The organism is Betaproteobacteria bacterium (assembly GCA_016713305.1).
In the GTDB taxonomy this organism is placed as follows: domain Bacteria; phylum Pseudomonadota; class Gammaproteobacteria; order Burkholderiales.
Window position 1 is genome coordinate 60,681 of sequence record JADJPK010000031.1, and the last position, 20,681, is coordinate 81,361.

Sequence of the window (20,681 nt, forward strand, 5' to 3'; positions counted from 1 at the left end):
GGACACCGGACCCGCTCCCCTTCGAGGCCGGACCCGCGAACTCCCGTGCGGGGCGGATGTCTGGACGAGAACAGGAGTCCTCGCGGCCATGGCTACCACAGAACAGGAAATTGCCCGCTTCATCTACCTGGAAGCCCGCCTGCTCGACGAAGCACGCTTCGACGAATGGCTGGCGATGTTCACCGACGACGGCCATTACTGGATGCCGCTGTCGCCCCGGCAGACGGACCCCGAGCACGAGGAATACCTGATCTACGAGGACGTGGAGCTGCTGCGCTCCCGGATCGACCGGCTGCGCAGTCCGCCCGCGTTCTCCCAGCAGGCGATCGTGCACGGCCATCACCTGCTGCAGGTGCCCCAGCCGGAACAGCTGTCCACCGGTGGAGACGAGGTCGTCACGCGCACCCCCTTCGCCTATACCGAATCCCGCGGCGAGACCCTGCACCGGTACTGCGGCACGACCCTGCACACACTCAAAGTGGTGGATGGCCGGCTGCGGATCCGGTTGAAGCGCGTGGATCTGCTCAACTCGGACAGCGCCCTGCCCGCCTTCCATCTCATCATGTAACGCTGCCCAGCGCGCGGGCGATCAGGCGATAATCGGCCGTTCCCCGGACCCCACCGGGGAAGACGGTCGAACGCCCGGGTGCCGCCACTGCGGCGCCCCGGCAAGGCCCTGGACGGCCTTCCCCTCTGGTTCCTTGCTAAGCGGGCGTTCCTCCGACACCGATTCTACGAACCGGAGAGCGGCCGGAAGCCCTTTCCACGCACTGGAGCAGACGATGGCCGCAGCGAAGACGCCTTTCCACTGGGACGACCCCCTCCTTCTCGATCGGCAGCTGACCGAGGACGAGCGCATGGTGCGCGACTCCGCCCGCGCCTACTGCCAGGAAAAGCTCGCGCCCCGAGTGCTGGAGGCCTTCCGCCACGAACAGGCCGACGCATCGATCTTCCGCGAGATGGGCGAGATGGGCATGCTGGGCTCGACCATCCCCGAAACCTACGGCGGCGCCGGGCTCAACTACGTCTGCTACGGCCTCATCGCCCGCGAGATCGAACGGGTGGATTCGGGCTACCGCTCGATGATGAGCGTGCAGTCGTCGCTGGTGATGGTGCCCATCAACGAATTCGGCACCGAAGCGCAGAAGCGCAAGTACCTGCCCAAGCTCGCGACCGGCGAGTGGATCGGCTGCTTCGGCCTGACCGAGCCCAACCACGGCTCCGACCCCGGCTCCATGGTCACCCGCGCCAAGTCCACGGACGGCGGCTACCTGCTGACCGGCAGCAAGATGTGGATCAGCAACTCGCCCATCGCCGACGTGTTCGTCGTGTGGGCCAAGACCGACGACGGGCGCATCCGCGGCTTCGTGCTCGAGAAAGGCATGAAGGGCCTGAGCGCCCCAGCCATCCACGGCAAGTTCGGCCTGCGCGCCTCGATCACCGGCGAGATCGTGATGGACGAGGTGTTCGTGCCCGGAAGAGAACGCCTTCCCGGACGTGCGCGGCCTCAAGGGCCCGTTCACCTGCCTGAACTCCGCCCGCTACGGCATCGCCTGGGGCGCGCTGGGCGCGGCCGAGGCCTGCTGGCACGCGGCTCGCCAGTACACCCTGGACCGCAAGCAGTTCGGCCGACCGCTCGCGGCCAACCAGCTCATCCAGCGCAAGCTGGCCGACATGCAGACCGAGATCACGCTCGGCCTGCAGGGCTGCCTGCGCCTGGGCCGCATGAAGGACGAGCACATCGATTCCGTCGAGATCACCTCGATCATGAAGCGCAACTCGTGCGGCAAGTCGCTCGAGATCGCGCGGACGGCGCGCGACATGCTGGGCGGCAACGGCATCTCGGACGAATACGGCGTGATCCGCCACATGCTCAACCTCGAAGTGGTGAACACCTACGAAGGCACGCACGACATCCACGCGCTGATCCTCGGGCGCGCGCAGACCGGCATCCAGGCCTTCGCCTGAGACCGGCCCGCACGCCGACACGACGAACACACAAGACACGGGAGAGAGAAGGATGGTTCGAGCCAAGAAGCTGCTGGGCGCCCTGGCCGCGTTGTTCGCCACCGCGCCGCTGACCGCCGCCGCGGATGTGACGCTGACGGCCTCTGCCTGGGTGCCCCCCACGCACGCCATGACGACCACGCAGGCGTGGTGGTGCGGCGAGGTCGCCAAGGCGACGTCCAACCGGGTGAAGTGCAACATCCTTCCCAAGCCCGTCGCGGCGCCGCCGGCCACCTTCGATGCCGTGCGCGACGGCCTCGCCGACGTGTCCTTCGGCGTGCACGGCTATACGCCGGGCCGCTTCGTGCTGTCGCAGATGGTGGAACTGCCCTTCGGTGGCGCCAACGGCGAGATCAATTCCGTGGCGTACCAGCACGTGTACGACAAGTACCTCGCCCGACTCAACGAGCACAAGGGCGTGAAGGTGCTGGCCGTGTTCACGCACGGCGCCGGCGACATCTTCAACACCAAGCGGCCCATCCAGTCCGTCGCGGACCTGCAGGGGCTCAAGTTCCGCGTCGGCGGCGGCATCGTGAACGAGATCGGCAAGGCGCTGGGCACCACGGTGATCCTGAAGCCCGCGCCGGAGTCGTACGAACTGCTCTCCACCGGCGTGATGGACGGCGTGTTCTTCCCCGCCGAATCCATCGAGTCGTTCAAGCTGGAGAAGATCGTCAAGCACGCCACGACCTTTCCCGGCGGCCTGTACAACACGAGCTTCGCGTTCGTGATGAACGAGGACGCGTGGCGGCGCATTCCCAAGGCAGACCAGGACATCATCGCGAAGCTGACCGGCGAACCGCTCGCGCGGGCCTTCGGGCAGGCGTGGGACCGCACGGACAAGTCCGCGCACGCGCTCATGCAGACCACCGGCGTGAAGATGATGCCCGCGCCCAAGGCCTTCATGGACGAGATCCGCGCCAAGACCGCTCCGCTGGAGCAGAAGTGGATCGCGGACGCCAAGGCGAAGGGCCTCGCCAATGCCGAGCAGGTGCTGAAGGAATTCCGCGCCGAAGTCGCCAAACCCTGAGGCCCCCGGCTCTCCACAAACCCCACCCTCCGGCACACCGGCCGACCACGTGAAGACGTTCGAGCGCATCCTCGGCGTCGTCGCGGCCCTCGCGCTGTTCGCGATGATGGCGCTCACGGCGGCCGACGTGATCGCCCGCAAGGCGTTCTCGTCGTCCGTGCCCGGGGGCGTGGAGATCACCGAGCTGCTCATGCTCGCCGTGATCTTCGTCGGCATGCCGCTCGCGTCGCTCAAGGGCGAGCACATCATCTTCGACCTGCTGGATCCGATCCTGCCCGCACGGATCAAGACCTGGCAACACCGCATCGCGAACGCCCTCTGCGTCGCGGTGCTCGTCGGCTCGTCGTGGCTGGTCTACGGCCGCGCTGGACGCGCTGCCGAGTATGGCGATTCCACCGCCCAGCTCGGCCTGCCGCTCTACGGCTTCCAGTACGCCACGGCCGCGATGCTGCTGCTGGCGGCCGTGATGCACCTCTACCTGATGGTCCGCGCGACGCCCTCGTCCGACACCTTCCACCTGCCGCCCGTGGGAGGCGAGGATGTTTGAGTCGGCCGTGGGTTTTGCCGCGATGTTCGCCCTGGCGCTGCTGCGCGTGCCCATCGCCTTCAGCATGGCGATCGTGGGGGTGGTGGGCATCGGGCTGATGCGCTCCTGGCCGGCGGCGTTCTCGTCCACCGCCACCGAGATCCTCGACATCGCCAAGTACACGCTGTCCGTGCTGCCGCTGTTCGTGCTGATGGGCAACTTCGTCACGCGTGCCGGCATGTCGCAGGAGCTGTACCGAACGGCCTACCGTTTCGTCGGACACCGGCGCGGCGGGCTGGCCATCTCCATCATCCTCGCCTGCGCCGGCTTCGGCGCCATCTGCGGATCCTCCATCGCCACCACGGCCACCATGGCGAAGGTCGCCATGCCGGAGATGCGGCGGTTCAACTACCGCGAATCCTTCGCCGCCGGCGCCATCGCGGCGGGCGGCACGCTGGGCATCCTGATCCCGCCGTCGGTGATCATGGTGATCTACGGGATCATGACCGAGCAGAGCATCGGCGCGCTGTTCGCCGCGGGCATCGTGCCGGGGGTGCTCGCCACCGGTCTGTACATCACGGCCGCCATGATCGTCACCGCCCGCAACCCGGAACTCGGCCCGCCCGGAGAGAAGTCGACCTGGGGCGAACGGTTGAAGGGTCTGCGCGACATCTGGGCGGTGGCCGTGCTCTTTGCCATCGTGCTGGGCGGCCTGTACGGCGGCTGGTTTACCCCCACCGAGGCGGCGGGCGTGGGAGCGGCCGGCGGATTCGTCATCGCCCTGTTGCGAGGACGCATGAGCTTCGCGGTGATGGAGCACGTGCTGGTGGATTCCGCGCGCACCACCGCCATGCTCTTCACCATCGTGATCGGCGCATCGCTGTTCGCCAACTTCATCAACTTCACGACGCTGCCGTCGGATCTCGATGCCTTCGTGAAGCAGTTCGCCGTGAGCCCCACGCTGGTGATCCTGGCCATCTGCTTCGTCTACATCGTGCTGGGCACGGCCATGGAATCGCTGTCCATGATCCTGCTCACCGTGCCCATCTTCTTCCCGCTCGTGCAGGGGATGGGCTTCGACCCCATCTGGTTCGGCATTCTGGTGGTGTGCGTGGTCGAGATCGGCATGATCACGCCACCGGTGGGCATGAACATCTTCGTGCTGCGCAGCGTGGTGCCGGACGTGCCCACGCATGCCGTCTGGCGCGGCGTGCTGCCTTTTGTCGCGGCGGATGTCGTGCGGCTCACGCTGCTGGTGGCCTTCCCCGCCATCAGCGTGTGGCTGCCGCGCACGCTGGGACTGTGATTCTTCGAACCTCGAACGGGAGAGAGCAGATGAAAAGCAATCGAGTGCTGGTGCCGGTGGCCGCCGCCGTCGCGATGATCCTCACGAGCGGATGGGCCGCCGCCGTGGAACCGGAACAGGTCCTGAGCCGCGCCGCCAAGCGCATCCCCTCGCCGCCGTGGTCGGCAGGCGACGAGCAGGGCATGGCCAACCAGATCGGCGCCGGCACCTGGATGCGCTGCGCCTGGCATCTTTCGCAACCCAAGGCGCGCTCGTACGAGCTTTCGTACCTGCGCTCCAACACCATGCCCAAGTCGCCCTTCAGCGGCCCGTACAACCAGAAGTACAAACCCACCGGCGGCATCCCGTTCAGCGCCCACGCGTTCAACGGCGAAGAACTCGACGCCGGCGCGGAGCCGGCCGCCCAGGCCACGCAGATGGATGCCATCGGCCACTTCGCCTTTCTGCCCGAACCGTGGAAGATGCAGCCGCCCTTCCCCTCCGACACCGCCACCTACTACGGCGGATTCAAGCAGTCCGAGGTGAAGCCCACGCCCGACTCGCCGCTGCTCAAGCTGGGCATCGAGAAGGCCCCGCCGCTCATCACCTCCGCCATCCTGCTCGACGCCAAGACCCACGTCGGCGGCGGCAAGCCGCTAGAGGCCGGCCGCGGCGTGACGGCCAAGGACATCGAAGACATGCTGGCCGTGCAAGGCCTGAGCGGCCGCGGCATCCTGCCCGGCGACGTCGTCTACATCCGCACCGGCTGGGGCGACAATTGGCAGGATCCGGACGTCGACAAGGTCTACTACTTCAAGGCGCCCGGCCTCGCCTACGACGCCGCGAAGTACCTGGGCGACAAGCGCATCGTCGCCATCGGCCTGGACACACCCTTCATCGACCCCGTGCCCGAAGGCATGATGCAAGGCAAGGCCTTGCCCGCCGAAGGCACCCCGCCCGGCCTGCCCTTCGTCGTCCACCACCACATGCTCACCCAGATGGGCATCCACCACATCGAACACGCCAACCTCGCGGCCATCGCCAACGACAAAGTGTGGACGTCCTGCACGATGATCCTGCCGCTGCGGGAGAAGGGCGGTGCGGGTTCGGCGGTCAGGCCGGTGGCGATTGGGGTGCCGGGGCAGTGAGGAAGTTGAGGCACGCCGGGTGTGAATAGTTCACATTCGGCGGTGGTGGGGCGGGGGCATACTGTGGTTGAGGGGAGTGCGGGTTAGCGGCATCCGAACGGGCGGGGGCTTGGGATGCGTGGACGAGGGATTGATTCGGGAGGGCTTCGAAGCGTTCTTACATGTCATTCGACGGAAAGAATTTTGTCGAATGGGTGAGACTTGTCGTTGGGCGGCCTGAGGGACGCGCACACGCAGTAATCGCTGAAAGCGCAGGTCAGCTCAGACGAGTGGAGGGATAAGTGTTCAAGCAAAGCCGCGCTCATCGCTGTTCTCCTGGTTTCCGCTTGCGCGACGGGCTCAGCCGTGGTCACCGGCACGAAGCGGCCAGCGATCGCGCCTTCTGCCGTTCAGCTTTATTCGACACCACCGGCTGAGTACGACGTCGTTGGTATAGTCGAAGCCTCCTCAGACGCGGGGCTGACCGAACAAGGGTCCATGGACTACGCTGTAGAAGAGCTTAAGAAGCAGGCTGCCGCCATTGGCGCAAACGGTCTCCCAATAACCTCAGTCGGTGAACGCAGACTTGCTCCGGCCATCGTGGCGGAGGCGATTTGTGTCAGGAAGCAGGATGCGCCCAACGGTCCGGTTGCAGCGGACCGTTGGGCACCATGCACGAGGTCGCTACCCACTCTCACCCATGAACGAAAAGCTACTCAAGGGTACCTTGAGTACGCCAGTACCGAGGAGGCATTTGCAGTTCTCTTCGTAAAGAAGCATATCTCTCGGGCCAAGGGGCATTGGGTCGACATTGTCGACTGCGAACGCTACGAGATGTCTTCCGACAATCTGCATTTCCGATTCGTCGATGGCGGTCTGTTCAAGAGAAGGATTCAACCGCAGTATCCGCCCAGGTCCGACTACACCTTCAATGGCGAATTCAAAGAGAGAGACTACTACTTGATGACGCGCGCCATGATGGGAGACCGACACAAAGACATTGAGCAGCAAAGTCCAAGAACATTCCTCAGTCCAGTTCAAGATAACTGGTGAGTTATCCCAAGGTTCGTGGCGCGGACAACTACTTTCGAGAAGACGCGAGATAAAGGCCCTTGGCAAAGAACCTTAGGGACCGGACTAATCCTCTGTGGGATAAGGCAATGCAGTATGTCGACGAGCAAGAGTTCGTTTGCTGAGATTAGACAGCTGTCCATCGTTTAGCATGGTGCCCACCTTCCGTCAACCGGGCGCCCGGCAAGCGGCGCTTGCCGGTACCCTCCGCGCTCGCGCTCGGTCGCCGGTCACGTTGAGGCTGTAGAAAAACCCCGTTCTCCCCTTGATCGCCGATCTGGGCCTCGGCATCATCGTCGCAACAGCGTTGCTGCGGAGAAGTCGCCGATGCCGAACTTCCGATCCGTCGACAGGAACCTCAAGTTCATCGCCGTCGACTTCGACGCGCAGATCCTCCCCGGCACCTTCGAGCACGCCGTCAGTGTGCTGGTAGATCAGGAACTCGACCTCACGCCGTTCATCGAGACCTACCGCAACGACGCCACCGGCGCGCCCGCCTATCACCCCTCGGTTCTCCTCAAAGTCATCCTGTTCGGCTACAGCCGCGGCCTGATCAGCTCCCGCGCCATCGCGGCGGCCTGCCGGCAGCACGTGCAGTTCATCGCCCTGAGCGCAGACAGCCAGCCGGACTTTTCCACCCTCGCAGGCTTCGTCAGCCGGCACGCTGAGGCGATCCAGTCGCTCTTCACCCAGGTGCTGGTCATCTGCAACCGCGAAGGCCTCATCGGCCACGAGATGTTCGCCATCGACGGGGTCAAGCTCCCGAGCAATGCGGCCAAGTCCCGCAGCGGGCTGCGCGAGGACTTCGCCCGCGAGGCGCAGAAGGTGGAACACGCGGTGGAGAAGATGTTGGCCGAGCACCACCGACAGGACGCCGCGAAGGTGGAGCCGGAGCAGGAGCAGAGGAAGCGCGAGGTCGAGAAGATCGAGCGGCTTCGAACGCATGCGAAGCAGATCCGGACATGGCTGGAGAAGCACCCCAGGGACCGCCTCGGCGCGAGCGGGAAGCCGGTGCTGAGCAACCGCACCGACAACGAGTCGGCGAAGATGTCCACGGACAAGGGCGTCGTGCAGGGCTACTGCGGTGTCGCCGCCGTGGATGAGAAGCACCAGATCATCGTCGCCGCCCAGGCGCACGGGACGGGCTCGGAACAGGCACTGCTGCCGGGAATGGTGGAAGACCTGAAACCTGTTCTGACGCCCGAGAGCGTGATCGTGGCCGATGCGGGTTACCACAGCGAAGCCAACCTCGCCCACCTGGAGTCCGAGAAGGTCGAGGCCTACATCGCCGACCGTGGTTACCGGGACCGGGACGAGCGCTACGCCGGACAGGAGAGGCACAAGGCGAAGGAAGACGCGCTCTGGGACAAGAGTCCGAAGGACCGGAAGCCGAAGCAGTTCCCGCCCTCGGCCTTCACGGTTTGCGATGACCTGAGTCACTGCATCCGTGCCCTGCCGGGAAGCGCCTCTACCGGAGCGGCGGCAACTGCAACCTCGGCGGCCGCGGGCGATCGAGTTCAAGGGGACACAGACGGCGTGCGGGAGCTGCAAGCTGAGACAGCGCTGCCTGCGCAAACCGACAAGACACTCTCCGTCAGGTCGCGCTATTCCTCGGCAAGCATGAGCCCGCGCCGGAGCGACCCATCGAGCGCATGCGCCGAAAGATCGACACCGACCAAGGCCGAAGAATGATCACCCGCCGCTTCGCGACGGTCGAACCGGTGTTTGGGAACCTGCGGCACAACAAGGGGCTTGACCGATTCACGCTGCGAAGCAGGAAGAAGGTGGAGGGGCAGTGGCGGTTGTACTGCCTGGTTCACAACATCGAGAAGCTGATGAAGGCGAGGCAGGCGAGATGAAGGGCGATGTGGAAACGATGATCGAGAGAAGCGCGGCAGTAGTCGCGATCGCCGCGTGCGACAGTCGCAAACATCATGGAAAACGGTGTCCACGTATGATCGATACCGTCCGGCCGCGCAGACGGCTTTTTCTACAGCCTCGTTATGCGGCATCCCACATGGTATCGCTACCGTCCATCAACTAGTTCAAGTGCCCAGACCGGTGATGGACCAGGCTTGGTTGAAATGATGGAAGTCCGTCGGCGGAAGCTCTCGTCCGCCGTATGGATTCCACTGCGCTCCGTGGACCGGGTGGAGAGGTCGGAAGAATGGGGCACCTGGGTTATCAGAGCGAGTTCTATGGAGTGGGGACTTGGCAGTTCCTCTTTCTCAGCGAGCGGCAGCTGAAGTGCTGGGCTGGATGGATGTTGGGATATCGCATTCCCATGCTGGGGTAGTTCAAGACGGTCGTTACATTCCTGCCGATGTATACGAAGACCGGGGCGTGTCCGGATTGCATCTAGTCCTTGAGCAGCGAGGTAATAAGAAGCGATCCGCAGGAATGGCACCTTCATCAGGACCTTGTAGTAACGACCCTCGGGCTGAAGCGGGAAGGTGACAACTGAGTGCGCCCGGACGAGGATATCTCCAGTGGTGCGGCTCTACCGCAAAGCTGGTCAATCGCCTCGCCTAATCGAGATCGCGCTAGCCACTTGCGCGACTACCTGAATGCTCGAGGAGATGGCCCTCTATGTAACATCTTATCGCGATCTCACACCTTGATCGAAAGAGATGCTTCGCACATCAACTGGCCGTCGGAGCCTTATCGCAAAGAGGAGGGGCTGGACCGATGGGAGGGGCGTATCACAGCGATCGCGCCCGGTGGGATGCCATACGGAGCCAAGACCGCTGTTTTCCATGTTGCTCGCACGGATGTCGATGCAGACGAGGATGTACCGAGTTTCGACTTTCCAAAGGATGAGGACGTGACATCCGAATCTTGGGAGATCGAACACAAGGGAGAGAAGCTTTACCGCATCCAGGGCGAACTCTGGCGCAACGAATGGATTGAGCCAACCCCCACTAGTCCCATTATTCGAGGTGACAGAGGCGATCCAGGCGTGGCTTTTGTCGTCGATGCTTCCGGTGCACGGAAAAGCGAGCACGCTAGTGAGGAAGCAGATGGCTTTGGTTTCGACCCGACGTGATGCAAGCCCTTGCTCATCGGCGGGGCGGGTCGCTGAGCTGGTACACCCGCGATACGGGGAAGATAGAGGGGGCGCCAGGTTACGGCGTTACCTTCGGCGTCAACGCGATCGGACTTGTGAACGTATACGCCAAAGACATTGCGCTACTCCCGGAGTGGCTGCAGCGGGTATGGGCTGGGTACAACGTCGGACCAGATGGGAAAGTTTCAGACAATTGATTGCTTCTCAAATGCGCGCGGAGCCAGCAGATACGCAGGCCCCTGGCAGTTCCGGCGAAGGACTACCAACTGAACCACGCCGGGCAGAGCGGTTTGGGATATGGCTGCTGCGCGAGCATGAGACCCACTCAGACTTGCTTGCGCGAACCCATCGGTTTCGGGCGATAGACCAGGCCGGCCTGTATGCCCTGGCGAAGGACGTCGCAAGACTAACTGCCGATTCGTTCGATACAGACGCAATGCAAACGATCGTGAAGCCACCGTCTGGGAAGAAGTGGGGTTCGTTGAAGCGCTTGAGAATCTCGTGGCGACGTGCATACCGCCCGCTGAGGCGGCAACAATCATGGCGCCACTCTTTGGCGTCTACGACCTGCGCGTCGCCGATGCGCACCTTCCTAGTCGGGACACAGGTGAGGCGGTGCTTCGTATGGGAATTGACCCGAGCAGTCCTTTCGTCATACAAGGGTTCCAACTCCTACACCAATGTGTTGATGCAGTTTACCGGGTGATCCACCACCCAGCCACTGCTGCACCCGCCAAGCCCTCTATCTGAGCCATTAGGGTGCATCCGGGGGGGGGCAGTCTACCAGGAGGGCGATGGACAACACAGGCAAAAAAACCCCGCATGCACCTGACCGGCTACAGCGGGCTTCGCCCGCCTCCAGAATGCTGATGTGGTATTGTTCGATCACAACGATGACGGACCGTCGGAATCGAGTGGAGTGGGACGTAAGGTTTAAGGGAGGGAGTGTATCGGTAACCCAATAATCCCCAGTTGCGGTAATCGAATTCTCCCCACCCATCGATGCCAAGGAGGCACAGATGGAAGTGGAAGGACGTATTGAAGAAGGTTTGGCCTCGGGGTGCTCTGCGCCTGTCGAGAGTGGCCGCGTTACCGTGTCCGCGGGCAGTAGGGACGGGGAGAACGCGGTGTTGGGGAGTCATCAGTGGGAAGCGATTCGTGAGCGCCGCGCCAGCGGCCAGAGCGTCTCGGCGATTGCCCGGGAGTTCGGGGTGGATCGCAAGACGGTACGTCGGTGTTTGCATCAGGAGCAGTGGCAGCCGTACCGTCGGGAGCCGTCGATGTCGACGATGCTCGAGCCGCACCGGGACTGGCTGACCGAGCGTGCTCCACAGGTGCACTACTCGGCGCGGATCCTGTGGCAGGAATTGCGTCAGGATCGCGGCTTTACAGGCAGCTACGAGACGGTGAAGCTGGCGGTACGGCCGTTGCGGGCAGCGGCGAGCGTGGCAGGGTTGACCCAGCGACGCTTCGAGACGGCTCCGGGCGAACAGGCCCAGGTCGACTGGGGTCAGGCGCGAGTGAGCCTCGGAGGCATCAGGACGACGGTACACGTGTTCGTGATGACGCTGGGCTACAGCCGCAGAGCCTACGCCGAGGGCTATGCCGACGAACGCATGGGGGCGCTGCTGGCGGCTCACGAGCACGCGTTCGCCCATTTCGGCGGTTGCTGCGAGACGCTGCTCTACGACCGCATGCGCACCGTGGCCTTGGGTGAAGAACTCGATGGCAGCGGACACACTCGGGTGCGGTTCAACACGACCTTCTCGGCGTTCGCGGCGCACTGGGGTTTCACCCCGAGGGTGTGTCGCCCGTACCGGGCCAGAACCAAGGGCAAGGTCGAATCGGGCGTGAAGTACCTCAAGCGCAACTTCCTGCCCGGTCGGCGCTTCCGCGACCTGGAGGATTTCAACGCCCAACTGGCCACCTGGCAGGCCGAGATTGCCGACGTGCGCGACCATGGCACGACCCACCAGCGCCCGATCGAGCGCTTCGCCGAGGAAGCCCGTGCGCTGATTCCGACTGGCGCACAGGCCAGTTTCCTGCAGGCGATGGTTCGTACCCGGGTCGTGGCCGAAGACTGGCTCGTCTCGGTCGATGCCAACCGCTACTCCGTGCCCTTCGCCCTCATCGGTCAGAGTGTGGAGGTCGTGCGCGAGGGCGGCGTGTTCGTCATCCGCCATCGCGGCCGGATCGTCGCCACCCATCCGGTCCTGGCCGGCCGGGGGCAACTGAGCGTGTCTCCCGAACACGGACCCGGGGCGGTGCTGCGCAATGCCCGTAGTCGCTACAGCACCGCCGTCCCCGGCAGAGCGCTGCATCACGACGATCCAGCGTGCGAGGTCGAGATCCGCGATCTGGCGGTCTACGAGCATCTGCTCCCCCACCCGACGCAGGAGCACGCATGATGGCCAGGACCGCGATCCGATCGGCTGCCCCTGCAGCCATGACCACCCCGGCCCAGCTCGAACGTCTCGGCGAGCACCTGCGCAAGCTGCGTCTGCTCAAGAGCGGCGAACGCCTGGAGGCGCTGCTGCAGCATGCCGCCAGTCACGAACTGCCCTACGCCGATTTCCTCGAACAGGTCCTCGGCGAGGAGGTTGCCGCCAAGACCTCCAAGAACATCGCCATGCGTACCGCCATGGCCCGCTTCCCCTTCGTCAAACCCCTGGAGACCTTCGAGTTCGCCTACCAGCCGTCCCTCGATCGCAAGCAGGTCCTGGAACTGGCCAGCTGTCACTTCATCGAGCACGGCGACAACGTTATCGTCCTCGGCCCTCCAGGCGTGGGCAAGACCCACCTCGCGGTGTCTCTCGGCCTCAAGGCCATCGAGGCCGGATATCGCGTGCTGTTCACCAGCGCCGCTCATCTCATCGCCACCCTCACCAAGGCGCTGGCCGAAGGCCGATTGGAGGAGAAGCTCAAGCTGTTCACCACGCCCCGACTGCTCATCATCGACGAGATCGGCTACCTGCCCATCGACCGTCAGGGCGCGAACCTGTTCTTCCAGCTCATCAGTCGGCGTTACGAACGCGGTCCCATGATCCTCACCAGCAACCAGAGCTTCGGGGCCTGGGGTGAGGTCTTCGGTGATCGCGTCATCGCCACCGCCATCCTCGACCGGCTCTTGCACCATGCCGTGACTCTGAACATCCGCGGCAACTCTTACCGACTGAAGGAGAAACTCAAGGCCGGTCTGATCCGTTCTCACGATTCCGAATCCCAACCGGGTGGGGAGATTTGAATTACCACACTGGGGAATTCTGGGTTACCGTTGACAACCGAGGCCCAGACCGGCGATCAAGGGGGAGAACGGGGGGTTTTCTACAGCCTCAACGTTCCGGGCTGAGGGGTGCCGGCGCGCGCAGCCTGACGGGCAGCAACTTATTGGGCGCTCCCCTCGAGCCCGTTGTTAGGCCGCGTCAGGCATCGATTCGTGAACAGGCAGCCCTTCGCCTGGACCGGGGGGCAAGACGCGGACTTCGCACACCGGCTGCTTCTGCGCATTCCAACCATGTAGTACGGCGGATACAGTGAGGAGGGCGGTGCCCCATTGAACGTACTCCCCGACCTCAGGTATGCGAATAAACGCTACTGATCCGTTCACGAGGTAGGTGCCGGTCTTCGCGTTCCGAATTAAGGCAGATTCCATGATTACCCTTCGTTGGCTGTGCTAATAGAGAGGTGGCTTGCGCGCCTAGTACCTTATCAGCGGCACGCGAGCGCCGCCACCTATGCGTGGATTCCGCGCTGAATTCATCAGTAGCTTTGCGGATGTTGTCTGCGTGGAAGACGGGTTCAGCCGACGGCGGCGCAAGTTACGAGGTCTGACGAGGTGCGTCAGCGGCGGGCCAGCAGGAACCAGCAAAGCACGACGACGCATCCTGGCGCGTCCGCTGCCCAAACAGTTAGATACCACTTTCATGCAGGACTCCGAGTAGCTGCAATGAGCCAGCCAAGACGATTACAGCTAGTGCTCCGTAGCTCACCAGGTTCGCCATTAGTATGGACCGCCGAACCAAAGCCGCGTCAACGCGCTTCAGCATCCGCTTCCCGACCTGATACTCAGCAAACCATGAGGCGAAGAAGAATGGCACCATCAGCGTCAGGATTGCAGAGGGAATCATCCAATGACTTGCCCCTTCGTACGGAAGGAGCCAAGCCGCCTGCCAAGTGACTGCGAGGAACTTGGCCCAAGGCGTGTGAAGGCCATGAGCACCGTCACCTCCGGACCATACCTCCAGACCGAGTAGAGCGGCCCAGGTTAGTGGCATGCCGACCAACGTAGACAGAACGTTTCCGACACAAGTCACGACAGTAGCGCGACCGAATGATATTGGCAGGCTTCGCGTCACTACCATGGACTCGACCAATACCACGGGCGCTAGCGCCACAAGCATCCAGGGCAGCGTGATGAAGATCATCGGCAGACCAACGTTTGCCGATGCCGGCATAGGGATGGTCGCTAGTGCAGCAAACAGCGCAATCGAAACGTGCCTCGAACTGAAGCGCATCGAAATCTGACGGTGGCACCGATGAGTTTCAGGCGACGACGACGGCGGGCAAAGCGCGCCGTTGGCGGGCACCTGGAAACGCGGGTTGGCTATCGCTGCGTTGGTCGCCATCCTTCAATCGTCGTCGAAGTCCTGAGGACTCGAGTAGTCCTCTAATGAGGATATGGCCGTATCCCCATGTCACCTCTCACCATAATCAGGCCAGGCGTTTTCGGCGTAATCAGGCCAGCGGGATGTGGAGGGACGGGCATCTCGCGAAGGGTTAAGGATGGCCAGCTTTGGACGAGGACGCAACTGTGCGGGACTTCGGTAATGCCTTGGGTGCGCGGTAGGACTGGCCGTCGAGCACCAGGCAGTAGGCGTTGTGGCGCAGGCGGTCCAACGTGGCCGAGGCCAGAAGGCGGTTGGCGGGGAAGGCCTGGTCCCATTCGGGGAAGTCGAGGTTGCTGGTGACGATCGTTGCGGCGGTTTCATAGCGCTCGGCGATCAGATCGTGCAGATCCTCGTCAGCGGGGGGGCGCAGGGGTTTGAGACCGAAGTCGTCGATGATCAGAAGGGGCACGCGAGCGAGCTGAGCGAGCTTGCGTTCGAAGCCACCGGTGGCGCGAGCGGCATTGAGGCTCTGAGTCAGACCGGTGCAGGTGGTGAAAATCACATCCACGCCCTGCCGGACGGCACAGTGGCCCAGCGCCTGGGCCAGATGACTCTTGCCCGTACCACAGGGGCCCACGCACGGTCAGATCGTGTGACCTTCTCTCCACGCCTTACACCCCACGTTCGCGGCAAGCGGACAAGCCAGCGGAGCTGGCGCAGGTACGCTTGACCAAAAGGTTAGAACTCATTGGCCGAACCTCCGAAATGCGTTGAGCGAGCCGCCACCGACACGTAACGGCAAAAGTAACGCAAGACCAAGGCGCGCCGCCAAGTAGCCGACGAAAACGACCATCAGCCAGACCCAGGACGATCTGAGGACAAGCAAGCCAAACAACACGAACAAAACAGACACAATGGCGGCGATCGGCGACAGCCAAGGATTTGCAACAAGCCGCACGCCGCAAAGCGAGCAAGGCACGTACTCGCGGAGATGCAGCAATGCCCGCCCCACCAGCGGGATTCCGTGTCCGTCGCATGCCGGGCAAGTGAGCATGAGTTCTAACGTCGCAGCTGGCGGGCCGCCCGGCGCCGAAGTAGGCGGGGAACCGGCAATCAAAGCTTGCCTGCGGTCCCCTCGTGCGTAGGGTTGGGCCACATTAGTCGGATATCCACGTGTGCCTCCACCTGCGATGGACGTAACAATGGGCGACGCCAGACGATTCCAATGTCCCGAAGATCGCGGCAGAGTTGGGGCAAGACATTACCTCCAATTCGCCCGGCTGCATTGGGCCATCGAGCGCCTTGAACCGCCTGTACACGCCAGACTCACCAGCCTCAACGTAAAGCCGATGCCGCTCTCCGGGAAACCTACCCAGAGTCTTGAACTGCCAGCGGTTGCCACGCGCTAGGGCGACAACTACAAGTCTGCCTGACCCACGGAGCGCAGTAAGGCCAAGCAGACTGTCCTTCTTTCCATCTCCGTCAAAGTCTCCACTGGCGACGCCGAGACAGCCACTCTTCCTTTCTTTGAGATACCACTCGATGTCCTTTTCCAGAACAACGGGGTAGGGTCTTGCAATCCAGCGCTTAACCGACCTATTCGAAGTTCGCGCGGAGCTCTCCCTGAGTCGGTGTCCTTCGGAGCTCGTACGCGGCTGTCACCGCGAGAAGTGCCGTTATAGCGACCACTGGTGAGCTCGATGCGGAGAGGGCGGGACATGGGCGGATTCTGGTTGAGGGAATGTGTTACTGCAAGACCGGACCCCATCGTGCGCCACGGGGCCCCTCTCTTCGTGTCCTGGAAGACTGAGCCACCTCTCGTTGTGCCTACTCGTTTCGATCCCTGGTGTCTCGCGCACCAATGAGAAAAATCAACATTCCCAATATAAATCCCAGCAACAGGTACCCCGAATCGGCCAACCAATCGATCCAAACAAACGCGTTCGCCACTAGAACCCCAAGTAGGGCCACAAGGCGACCCCGAACTTGGGGACGCGAAACAACGCTCAGAAACATCTGCAGTTGAACGTATAGGTTTCGCAACCATCCTCTCCTGTGGAAAACCCAGCGCCCGCGCCTGGATAGTCGGGGCCGGGTCTTGAAGTCCAGCACTTAACCGGCCTATCGAAAGTTCGCGCGGAATTCTCCATAAGTCGGTGTCCTTCGGAGCACGTACGCGGCTGTCACGGCGAAAAGTGCCGTTATAGAGACCACTGGCGAGCTCGATGCGGAGAGAGCGAGACATGGACGGATGCTGCGTCGGGGCATGTGCTAGTGCGAAACCGGACCCCATCCTCGGCGCAGACTCAGTCTGAGCGTACGTGCGTGTACGCAGTGCACGGCGCTCTTTGCTTAGTAGTAGACAGTGCCGTTCCGTCGTTTGAAAAACTGGTAACTGGGCTGCCATCCTGTACGGTTCGATTTCGCACTCGCATCCACGCAGAAGCATATGTCACCATTGTCCTTGACATGGTACGCCTCTGCCGAAAAGGTCAGCTCGATGCCATCGACGATTCTTGAAAACGAAAGCGTCTCTGCGGGATCAAGAAGCCGGTCATAAGCCATCGATTCGAATTCCTTGCCGACGACCGTCACCTCACGTCTCAAGAGCTGGCAGACCGGGTCCTCACGACACCTTTTCTCCACATTGTTCCAGTACCAGTTCGAAAAACGCTCTAGAAGGCGCCTGAGCATTGGTTCTGTCCTGGATGCACGTTACTTCGTCAACAACCTGGCCGTGACTTCACATACATACCGCCTGCTAAGGAACGTGATTGTCCAGATCAGCAGTACGATGCTGAGGAGTACGAAGAACGGGGTCGGGTCAGGCCCAGATCGGTGATCTAGCGGTGGAAGGGGGTTTTTCTACAGCCGCAACGTTCGAGGTGAGGCGGGGCCGACGGCGATGCGCCAAGCCCGACGGGCGGATGATGCGCAAGCCCGGGTGGCGAGCTTGGCGCATTGCCGTTGGGCTTCGCCTCGACCGAGGGGTTAGGCCGCGCCGGCGGCGAACTTCACAGCCAGTGCTTGATGGCGTACCAAGCAGCACCAATGATGAAGACAAGAAGGAGCGGATACACCAGGCACCCGCACCCGTTGCCGCCGCCCGGGATGGGTTTGCCGTTCTCGTCGAGTGGAGGGGGGCCATCATAGGCGGGAAGTTGGGGTTGACTCGGGTCGTAGACTTGCACGAGTTACACCTTGCGAATGAAGTCGCTGATTGCAGCGATGCTTCCATGCCCGAAAAAGTACATGCCCGCGACGGCAAATGTGATGCATAGGCGCCGCAAGTTTGTTCCAAGCGAGCGACGGTTCTCTACGAACGCCTGCTGAGATAGGTAGGCAAGTCCTTGGGCAACTACTCCGGACAAGGCGCCGAGAACGAGGAGCACGAGTGCAGTACGAAGGAACGACATAACAAGCGCTGCCTGCGCCTGATCCTTGGACCAAACTTGACCAAAGAACGCCAAGAGGGCGATCACCGCGCCGCCGTTCAGTAGAACGATCCCTCGTAGGGCATCTTGGGCAAATGCAATCTGGGCGGTTCCACGGACTTGTGCAACGGTTTCTTCTTCGGGCGGCATTTGCGGGGCCTAACGTGAAGGTGACCGACACGTTGCGGCAAGGGGCACGGTGCACGATTTCCAACGGCGCCGTGCGGCCCCTTGCCGCAACGTGTTGGAGGCGACCGACCTGTTAGCTCGCACCGCTATTGCGTCCACAGGAGACTCTTTTCCGCGTCCGGAAGATTCGAATTCACTGAAGCAGGAATGTGCGGGGATTCTTTCGCTAAGGAATCGATCCGCTGTCGGATTGCCTCCAGCCTAGTTAGATCCTCCTGCGCTTGCGCCAACCAAAGCTCAAGTTCTCGGCCTATGGCGTTGTACTTGGAGCCAGCAGCCCTGTGCTTTTCAGCCTTCTCGTTATAGCCAAGGAACGATTGAAGGCCGGAGAGAATCGCCGCTGCAATGCTCATTGCACTGACAGCGATCTTCCACCAGAGGTCTGGACTCGACTGAAGGGTGGCAAACACGGACGTTCCCACAATCGTCGCAAAGACGACAGTCGGCAGCCCGAACACGAAGTTCAGGCTCGAAAAGCGCTGCGCGGCTTTGTAGTGGCCGTATGCCACGTTTGAGGCACGTTGGTACCAGCGAAGGGCGACAGTTCGAGATGACATGATGTGTGCGGGCTAACAAGGCTGTGGAAAAAGCCGCCGACGCGGCCAGACGGTATCGATCATACGTTGACCGCATTTCCGGCGACTTCGGCGACCGTCCGCGTGCATGTCGCGATAACTGTCTCCATACCACCCCTCATCTCGCCTGCCTCGCCCGCATCAGCTTCTCGATGTTGTGCACCAGGCAGTACAACCGCCACTGCGCTTCCACCTTCTTCCGGCTTCGCAACGTGAACCGGTCGAGCCCCTTGTTGTGCCGGAGGTTGGCGAATACCGGCTCCACCATCGCGAAGCGGCGGGTGATCATCCGTCGGCCTCGCTCCGTGTCGATCTTCCGGCGCATCCGGTCAATGGGACGCTCGGGTGCGAGGGTGCGCTGGCCGATGAACACCGCGATCGATCTCGGGGAATGCTGAGTCGGCTCTCGCAGGCAGCGCTGTCTCATCGGGCAGTTTGCACAGCTGTCCTGCGCGGCCTTGAACTTGATCGCCCGCCGGCCGCCGATGTTGCAGTTGCCGCCGCTGTGGTGGAGCTTCTTCCCGGCAGGGCACACAGCGTGGGAGTAGTCCTTGGCCACCGCGAAGGCGCTCACGGGAAATCGGCCCTTCTTGGGCACCTTCGGCCTCTTGTCCCAGAGCGCATCTTCCTTCGCCTTGTGCCTCTCCTGTCCGGCGTAGCGCTCGTCGCGCTCCCGGTAGCCGCGGTCCGAGATGAAGGCGTCTACCTTCTCGGACTCCAGGTGGGCGAAGTTGGCTTCGCTGTGGTAACCCGCATCGGCCACGATCACGCTCTCGGGCGTCAGAACAGGCTTCAGGTCTTCCACCATCCCCGGCAGCAGTGCCTGCTCCGAGCCTGTCCCGTGGGCTTGGGCGGCGACGATGATCTGGTGCTTCTCGTCCACCGCCGCCACGCCGCAGTAGCCCTGCACGACGCCCTTGTCCGTGGCCATCTTCGCCGACTCGTTGTCGGTGCGGTTGCTCAGCACCGGCTTGCCGCTCGCGCCGATGCGCTCCGTGGGATTCTTCTCCAGCCAGGTCCGGATCTGCCTGGCGTGCTCCCGCATCCGCTCAATCTCCTGCCTCTCACGTGCCCGCTGTTCCTGCTCCGGTTCGACCTTCGCGGCGTCCTGCCTCCGGTGCTCCGCGAGCATCTTCTCCACGGACTGTTCGACCTTCTGCGCTTCCCGTTCGAAGTCCTCCCGAAGACCGCTGCGGGACTTGGCCGCATTGCTCGGGAGCTTGACCCCGTCGATGGCGAACATCTCGTGGCCGATGAGGCCTTCGCGGTTGCAGATGACCAGCACCTGGGTGAAGAGCGACTGGATCGCCTCAGCGTGGCGGCTGACGAAGCCGGCGAGGGTGGAGAAGTCCGGCTGGCTGTCCGCGCTCAGGGCGATGAACTGCACGTGCTGGCGGCAGGCCGCCGCGATGGCGCGGGAGCTAATCAGTCCGCGGCTGTAGCCGAACAGGATGACTTTGAGGAGAACCGAGGGGTGATAGGCGGGCGTGCCGGTGGCGTCGTTGCGGTAGGTCTCGATGAACGGCGTGAGGTCGAGTTCCTGATCTACCAGCACACTGACGGCGTGCTCGAACGTGCCGGGGAGGATCTGCGCATCGAGGTCGACGGCGATGAACTTGAGGTTCCTGTCGACGGATCGGAAGTTCGGCATCGGCGACTTCTCCGCAGCAACGCTGTTGCGACGATGATGCCGAGGCCCAGATCGGCGATCAAGGGGAGAACGGGGGTTTTTCTGCAGCCTCAACGTAGAGCTGACCGGCACT

At 62.7% G+C, this 20,681-nt stretch carries 14 protein-coding genes and 4 pseudogenes; 12 read left to right on the plus strand and 6 right to left on the minus strand.

What is annotated here, in order from left to right; all coding sequences use genetic code 11:
* Positions 1-88: 88 nt before the first annotated feature.
* The 12 genes and pseudogenes from IPK20_22380 (at position 89) to IPK20_22435 (ending at position 14,637) form a co-directional block, all read left to right on the plus strand.
* Positions 89-568, plus strand: a complete 480-nt coding sequence (locus tag IPK20_22380) for a phenylpropionate dioxygenase (GenBank protein MBK8019157.1) — start codon at positions 89-91, stop codon at positions 566-568.
* Between the two features lie 214 nt (positions 569-782).
* Positions 783-1,968 (plus strand): annotated as a pseudogene (locus IPK20_22385) (acyl-CoA dehydrogenase).
* Positions 1,969-2,020: 52 nt separating this feature from the next.
* Complete coding sequence (locus tag IPK20_22390) at positions 2,021-3,037, plus strand: TRAP transporter substrate-binding protein (GenBank protein MBK8019158.1); 1,017 nt, start codon at positions 2,021-2,023, stop codon at positions 3,035-3,037.
* A 49-nt stretch (positions 3,038-3,086) separates the two neighbouring features.
* Entirely contained in the window at positions 3,087-3,584 is a 498-nt protein-coding gene (locus IPK20_22395) for a TRAP transporter small permease (GenBank protein ID MBK8019159.1), read from the plus strand.
* Positions 3,577-4,869 (plus strand): TRAP transporter large permease, encoded by a 1,293-nt coding sequence (locus IPK20_22400; GenBank protein MBK8019160.1) that lies wholly within the window; start codon positions 3,577-3,579, stop codon positions 4,867-4,869. The genes IPK20_22395 and IPK20_22400 overlap by 8 nt, the downstream gene beginning before the upstream one ends.
* Positions 4,870-4,898: 29 nt before the next feature.
* Positions 4,899-5,996, plus strand: a complete 1,098-nt coding sequence (locus IPK20_22405; protein MBK8019161.1) for a cyclase family protein — start codon at positions 4,899-4,901, stop codon at positions 5,994-5,996.
* Positions 5,997-6,698: 702 nt separating this feature from the next.
* Positions 6,699-7,171 (plus strand): annotated as a pseudogene (locus IPK20_22410) (hypothetical protein).
* Between the two features lie 202 nt (positions 7,172-7,373).
* A pseudogene (locus IPK20_22415) lies at positions 7,374-8,905 on the plus strand (IS1182 family transposase).
* A 758-nt stretch (positions 8,906-9,663) separates the two neighbouring features.
* Positions 9,664-10,092, plus strand: a complete 429-nt coding sequence (locus IPK20_22420; protein ID MBK8019162.1) for a hypothetical protein — start codon at positions 9,664-9,666, stop codon at positions 10,090-10,092.
* A gap of 1,151 nt (positions 10,093-11,243) precedes the next feature.
* The gene (locus tag IPK20_22425) at positions 11,244-12,521 is read left to right on the plus strand and encodes an IS21 family transposase (GenBank protein ID MBK8019163.1); all 1,278 of its coding nucleotides are present in this window, start codon (positions 11,244-11,246) and stop codon (positions 12,519-12,521) included.
* 77 nt (positions 12,522-12,598) lie between these two features.
* Complete coding sequence (locus IPK20_22430; GenBank protein MBK8019164.1) at positions 12,599-13,357, plus strand: ATP-binding protein; 759 nt, start codon at positions 12,599-12,601, stop codon at positions 13,355-13,357.
* A gap of 1,028 nt (positions 13,358-14,385) precedes the next feature.
* Positions 14,386-14,637, plus strand: coding sequence for a hypothetical protein (locus tag IPK20_22435; protein MBK8019165.1), 252 nt, complete (start codon positions 14,386-14,388; stop codon positions 14,635-14,637).
* Between the two features lie 252 nt (positions 14,638-14,889).
* Here the strand turns inward: IPK20_22435 and IPK20_22440 are convergent.
* The 6 genes and pseudogenes from IPK20_22440 to IPK20_22465 form a co-directional block, all read right to left on the minus strand.
* Positions 14,890-15,357 (minus strand): annotated as a pseudogene (locus tag IPK20_22440) (ATP-binding protein).
* 108 nt (positions 15,358-15,465) lie between these two features.
* Positions 15,466-15,732, minus strand: a complete 267-nt coding sequence (locus IPK20_22445) for a hypothetical protein (protein MBK8019166.1) — start codon at positions 15,730-15,732, stop codon at positions 15,466-15,468.
* A 1,340-nt stretch (positions 15,733-17,072) separates the two neighbouring features.
* Positions 17,073-17,315 (minus strand): hypothetical protein, encoded by a 243-nt coding sequence (locus tag IPK20_22450; GenBank protein ID MBK8019167.1) that lies wholly within the window; start codon positions 17,313-17,315, stop codon positions 17,073-17,075.
* Between the two features lie 599 nt (positions 17,316-17,914).
* On the minus strand, positions 17,915-18,304 hold the full coding sequence (locus IPK20_22455) for a hypothetical protein (protein MBK8019168.1): 390 nt from the start codon (positions 18,302-18,304) through the stop codon (positions 17,915-17,917).
* Positions 18,305-18,429: 125 nt separating this feature from the next.
* The gene (locus IPK20_22460) at positions 18,430-18,852 is read right to left on the minus strand and encodes a DUF4231 domain-containing protein (protein MBK8019169.1); all 423 of its coding nucleotides are present in this window, start codon (positions 18,850-18,852) and stop codon (positions 18,430-18,432) included.
* A gap of 184 nt (positions 18,853-19,036) precedes the next feature.
* Positions 19,037-20,569: an IS1182 family transposase gene (locus tag IPK20_22465; protein MBK8019170.1), complete on the minus strand. Its 1,533-nt coding sequence runs from the start codon at positions 20,567-20,569 to the stop codon at positions 19,037-19,039.
* Positions 20,570-20,681: the final 112 nt, after the last annotated feature.

Excerpts from the sequence above, each read along its gene's own strand:
- IPK20_22390 (MBK8019158.1), top strand. The coding sequence starts at position 2,021 with ATGGTTCGAGCCAAGAAGCTGCTGGGCGCCCTGGCCGCGTTGTTCGCC.
- IPK20_22400 (MBK8019160.1), top strand. The coding sequence starts at position 3,577 with ATGTTTGAGTCGGCCGTGGGTTTTGCCGCGATGTTCGCCCTGGCGCTG.
- IPK20_22435 (MBK8019165.1), top strand. The coding sequence starts at position 14,386 with ATGCCGACCAACGTAGACAGAACGTTTCCGACACAAGTCACGACAGTA.
- IPK20_22405 (MBK8019161.1), top strand. The coding sequence starts at position 4,899 with ATGAAAAGCAATCGAGTGCTGGTGCCGGTGGCCGCCGCCGTCGCGATG.
- IPK20_22455 (MBK8019168.1), bottom strand. The coding sequence starts at position 18,304 with ATGCCGCCCGAAGAAGAAACCGTTGCACAAGTCCGTGGAACCGCCCAG.
- IPK20_22465 (MBK8019170.1), bottom strand. The coding sequence starts at position 20,569 with ATGCCGAACTTCCGATCCGTCGACAGGAACCTCAAGTTCATCGCCGTC.
- IPK20_22380 (MBK8019157.1), top strand. The coding sequence starts at position 89 with ATGGCTACCACAGAACAGGAAATTGCCCGCTTCATCTACCTGGAAGCC.